The sequence below is a fragment of the Bacillus sp. AP50 genome (genome assembly GCF_040492675.1).
GTDB classification, from domain to species: domain Bacteria; phylum Bacillota; class Bacilli; order Bacillales; family Bacillaceae_G; genus Bacillus_A; species Bacillus_A cereus.
Genome location: NZ_JBEUTW010000308.1, coordinates 1 through 5,265, shown reverse-complemented (window position 1 = coordinate 5,265; position 5,265 = coordinate 1). Strand labels below are relative to the sequence as shown.

Below are 5,265 nucleotides of genomic sequence, written 5' to 3'. Positions count from 1 at the left end.
GAAATATAGAGTTTTTACATCGGAAAGATGATCAAGTAAAAATTAGAGGACATCGTATTGAACTAGGAGAAATCCAAAGTAAAATTTCTCAAAATCATAATATAAAAGAAAATGCTGTTTTTGCTAAGAAGAGTAAGGAAGGTAGCCAATATTTAATCGCGTTCTATACAACTTTAAATAAAAAAGAAATACCAGAATTAGTTTATCAGTTACAAGAGCAATTACCAGATTATATGGTGCCATCTAAACTAATTTATATTAATGAATTACCACTTACACCTAATAAAAAGATTGATGTTAAGAAGTTAGCTCAGTTAGAAGAAAAGTATGAACCGGTTCGGCTACAAGAATATGTTGCACCTTCTAATAAAGCAGAAAAACAAATAGCGAACGCCTGGGCGGAAGTATTAGGAATTTCAAAAGTTGGAGTGCATGATGATTTCTTTACAATTGGTGGACATTCATTAAAAGTATTACGAGTCTTAACATTGTTAAAAGAAGATTTCTCACATTTAACAATTCAAGATTTCTTTAAAGAAAGAACGATATATGGATTAGCTCGAATTGAGCGAGAAGTAAAAGTAGAGAAAGAAGAAGTATTTCGTGAATATAAAGTGATTCACGAGCCAGATACTATCACGTATGCAAACGCTTTGGAAGAAACCCAGATTTCAAATGTCTTTTTAACAGGAGCTACTGGTTATTTAGGATCACACATATTATATGAATTGTTGAGAGATACATCTGCTACTATCTATTGTTTAGTAAGACCAACCAAAGATGTGCAGCAAAGAATTATAGATACATTAACAGGCTACTTTAATGATATATGTGAAGAATGGTTACACCGTATACAGGCCGTAGCTGGTGATCTGGGAGAAGAGTATCTTGGGATGAGTGAAGAAGAATTTATGTTCATCAGTTCTAAGATGGATACGATAATTCATTGCGGTGCAGATGTAAGACATTTTGGAGATGTAAAACAATTTGAAAATATAAATGTCCAAGGAACTAGCCGGATGCTAGCATTAGCGGAGAAAGGTGCTACATTCCATTTTATTTCTACAATTGGTATCCCGTTAGAATTAGCGGTAGATCAATGGGATGCATACATGAAAACTGGTGATTTTAATTACAGTGTAGACTTAGAAAATGTATATTCAAATAGTAAACTACAAGCGGAAAACATTGTTCGTGAAGCAATGAAAAATGGTTTGCGCGGAAATATTTATCGTGCAGGTAATTTAGCATGTCATTCAGAAACAGGTTCGTTCCAACAAAATATTGAAGGAAACGCATTTTATCGTCTTATTAAAACAATGCTATTAATTGGGAAAGCACCAAATGTGAAGTGGAAAGTTGATTTCACACCAATTGATTTTGCTAGTAAATCAATTGTATCGTATTTACAAGATGCGCAAATTGTAGGAGAGACGTTACATATTTGTCATCCACATCAAATTGAGTTTGAACAATTTATACAGCTAATTGGAGAGTGTGGATACAATCTTGAAATGGTTCCACTTTCAGAATATGTAAATACCGGACTTGCATTAGCGAAGGGAAATGAAGTAATAGCAGAGTTGATTGCTTCTCAAGTTGCAGGAGATGGAGCGCAGCAATCTGAAATTGTAATGGGTACGCGTAGAACGAATGAATGGATTAAGAAAAAAGAATTGATAGTACCAGCAATTAATAAAGAATTTATTCAGCAGTTATTAGCTCATGGTGAAAAAGTTGGTTATTTTCCAAAAATAATGAAATGATTATGCATGCTTTTGTTTGTTCAATAAAATAAATCATGCTACAATGAAAACGAATTAAGGACCGGGGAGCCAATTGGCTGAGAGGATGTAAGTAAACATCGACCCTCAACCTGATCTGGATAATGCCAGCGTAGGGAGTTACTTAAAGTGATGTAGCATATGTTATTCTGTAATAACTTGCATACAAGGCTTTCCTACGCAGTAGGAAAGCCTTTTCTTATTTTTGAAATTTAATTTTATAAGGGGGATTTTATTATGTCACAACAAGTTACAATGTCATTTTCAGTAGTACCACAAGCGAAAACGAAAGATGTATATTCTGTTGTCGATAAAGCAATTGAAGTTGTGCAACAATCGGGAGTTCGTTATGAAGTAGGGGCAATGGAAACAACTTTGGAAGGAGAATTAGATGTACTTCTTGATGTCGTTAAACGTGCGCAACAAGCTTGCGTCGATGCTGGAGCAGAAGAAGTGATTACTTCTATTAAAATCCATTATCGTCCAAGCACTGGTGTAACGATAGATGAAAAGGTTTGGAAGTACCGTGATGAATATGCAAAACCAGAAGCAATCTAAACTTATTACAACTATTTGGCTTATCCTTCTCATTGCGATATGGGAAGGATCTGTTTCATTATTTAAAATCGAACCGTGGATTTTACCAAAGCCTTCTGCCATTGTTCAAGAATTAATTGGGATGAAAGATTTACTATTACCAAATACGATGCAAACACTGCAGGAAGTTATAATTGGACTATTCTTTGCGATTTTATTGGGGACGAGCATCGCAATTATTATGGACGTTATACCGTTATTTCGTATTTTAATAAATCCATTGCTCGTTATTTCGCAAACAATTCCAATTGTTGTACTTGCACCGCTATTTATTATTTGGTTTGGATATGGGATGTTGCCGAAAGTAATGGTCGTAATACTCGTTTGTTTCTTCCCAATTGCGCTTAGTATTTTAGAAGGTTTTCAAACAGTAGATAAAAATATGCTGAAACTGTTACAAACAATGAAGGCGACGAAATGGCAAGTTTACCAGAAAGTAAAATTTCCAGCAGTGCTCCCATACTTTTTCTCAGGTTTAAAAATTGCAGTTACATATAGCGTAATGGGGGCAATTATCGGAGAATGGCTCGGTGCAAGTGAAGGATTAGGCGTTATGCTTACGAGGGCTACAAAATCCTTTTTGACTGCCCGAGTGTTTGGTGTTGCAGCAATCATCGTTATGGTGACATTATGCCTGTATTTTATCGTAGAGTTTATGGCAAGAATAACAGCACCATGGATATATAGAAAGGACGGCAGAAAATGAAAAAAGGTTTGAAAGTTATGTTAGCTGCCTTAGTAGCGGTAGGTGTGGCTGGATGTAATCCGGCGAAGAAAGAAGAAAGTGCAAGTAAAGATCAAAAAGTAAAAGTAGTATTAGATTGGTTTCCAAATACGAATCATACTGGCTTGTATGTAGCGAAAACGAAAGATTATTACAAAAAGCAAGGATTAGATGTAGAAATTATTCAACCAGGTGACAATGTAACAGCAGAGCAAATGATAGCATCAGGAAAAGCAGACTTCGCAATAAGTGCACAAGAAAATGTAACGTTAGCTCGTGTAGAAGGAATTCCTGTTGTATCTGTAGGAGCGATTATTCAGCATAACACTTCAGCGTTTGCATCGCTTAAGAAAGACAATATGACGTCACCGAAAGATTTTGAAGGTAAACGTTACGGCGGCTGGGGAGGACCAGCAGAAGAAGCGACATTAAAGACGATTATGGATAAACATCAAGCTGATTTTAATAAAGTTGAAAAAATCATCTTAGGACAAACAGATTTCTTTAAATCAATTGGCCGTGATGCAGATTTCGAATGGATTTATTACGGTTGGGATGGTATTGAAGCGAAGCGTCAAGGAAAAGAGTTAAATACGATTATGGTGAAGGACTTAGATCCAGCGCTTGATTTCTATAGTCCTGTTATTATTACGAGTGAAAAACATACGAAGCAAGATAAAGACTTTGTGAAAAAGTTTATGAGTGCAACGACAGAAGGTTATAATTTTGCAATTAAGGAACCGAAAGAGGCTGCTGATATTTTAATTAAAGCTGTTCCAGATGTGAATAAAGATTTAGTTCAAGAAAGCCAAAAATGGTTAAGTACGAAGTATCAAGATGATGCTAAAGCATGGGGAGTACAGAAGGAAGAAATTTGGACGAATTACATGAATTTCTTATATGACAACAAAGTTATTAAAAAGAAAATCGATGTAAAAGATGCTTTTACAAATGAATTCCTTCCAAGTGAAAAATGAGCGGATTACAAATAAAAAATATAGTGAAATCTTTCGACGGAAAGAATGTATTAGAGAATATTAGTGCCTCTATACAAGAGGGAGAGTTTGTTTCCTTTGTAGGACCGAGTGGTTGCGGGAAAAGCACATTATTAAACATGATTGCAAATGTTGAAAAACCAACAAGCGGGAACGTAACGTATAACGATAAGCAAGTACAAGAGCAAGATGTTGTTAGTTATATGCCACAACAAGATTTATTACTACCGTGGCGATCAGCTTTGCAAAATATCGTTCTTCCGTTAGAAATTGAAGGAAAGCCGAAAAAACAAAGGCTGACAGAAGGAATGGAAGCATTAAAGCAGTTCGAACTAGATGAATATGCAAACCATTATCCAGATGAATTGTCTGGTGGTATGCGTCAAAGAATTAGTTTTCTGCGCACATATTTATGTGAAAAGCCAATTATGCTGCTTGATGAGCCTTTTGGTAAATTAGATGCATTTACAAAAATGGAAGTACATAGCTGGCTTTTAAACTCTTGGCATCAAGAGAAGCAAACAATCGTTATGGTTACACATGACTTAGATGAGGCAATCTTGCTTTCAGATCGCGTATTTATTTTATCTCAAAGACCAGCGTCAATAGTTGGCGAGGTACAAGTGAAATTACCTAGGCCGAGAACGATGGATATGTTAACATCACTCGAATTAAAAAAGGATAAAGAAGAGATTTTAAGTGTGTTAGCTCCTTATATGAAAAAATAGAAAAAGCTGATGTTTTAATTTTAGACGAACGGACTAATCATTTGGATGTAGAAACTAAGATGGCTTTACAGGAAGCGTTACAACAATACAAAGGAACGGTTTTAATTGTCTCACATGAACCTTCTTTCTATGAATCGTAGATAACAAAATTATGAAATATAGAAGAATGGAATACTCAACAATATGAATAAAGAAAAGGCATTAGCTTTTATGAGCTAATGCCTTTTCTTTGTGATTAACATGATTTTCGAGAACTCTTACATGAGAATTGTATGAAGAAGCACTCTTATGGTGCGCTTATAAGCGTGCTTTTTCTTTTGTTATATTTATAATACGAAAGCCTTTCCCTAACAGGTGACTATCTTTCTTTATATATATAGATAGTTCAAAATGGAATAAAAATAATTCCTTTATGTAAAGGATAATATGGATATTAT

5 protein-coding genes and 1 riboswitch are annotated in these 5,265 nt (G+C 35.0%); all 5 genes read left to right on the top strand.

All coding sequences use genetic code 11. The features are described from left to right. Positions 1-1,766: thioester reductase domain-containing protein (locus ABWK52_RS20855; RefSeq protein ID WP_353772108.1), on the top strand; the 1,766-nt coding region annotated here is incomplete at its 5' end. A gap of 52 nt (positions 1,767-1,818) precedes the next feature. Then, positions 1,819-1,920: riboswitch (TPP riboswitch) on the top strand. Between the two features lie 101 nt (positions 1,921-2,021). Continuing rightward, positions 2,022-2,342: an MTH1187 family thiamine-binding protein gene (locus ABWK52_RS20850; protein ID WP_000082906.1), complete on the top strand. Its 321-nt coding sequence runs from the start codon at positions 2,022-2,024 to the stop codon at positions 2,340-2,342. Beyond that, complete coding sequence (locus tag ABWK52_RS20845) at positions 2,314-3,087, top strand: ABC transporter permease (protein WP_001057166.1); 774 nt, start codon at positions 2,314-2,316, stop codon at positions 3,085-3,087. The genes ABWK52_RS20850 and ABWK52_RS20845 overlap by 29 nt, the downstream gene beginning before the upstream one ends. Next, positions 3,084-4,082, top strand: a complete 999-nt coding sequence (locus ABWK52_RS20840; RefSeq protein WP_000715568.1) for an ABC transporter substrate-binding protein — start codon at positions 3,084-3,086, stop codon at positions 4,080-4,082. The genes ABWK52_RS20845 and ABWK52_RS20840 overlap by 4 nt, the downstream gene beginning before the upstream one ends. Then, positions 4,079-4,828, top strand: coding sequence for an ABC transporter ATP-binding protein (locus ABWK52_RS20835; protein ID WP_000016085.1), 750 nt, complete (start codon positions 4,079-4,081; stop codon positions 4,826-4,828). The genes ABWK52_RS20840 and ABWK52_RS20835 overlap by 4 nt, the downstream gene beginning before the upstream one ends. Positions 4,829-5,265: the final 437 nt, after the last annotated feature.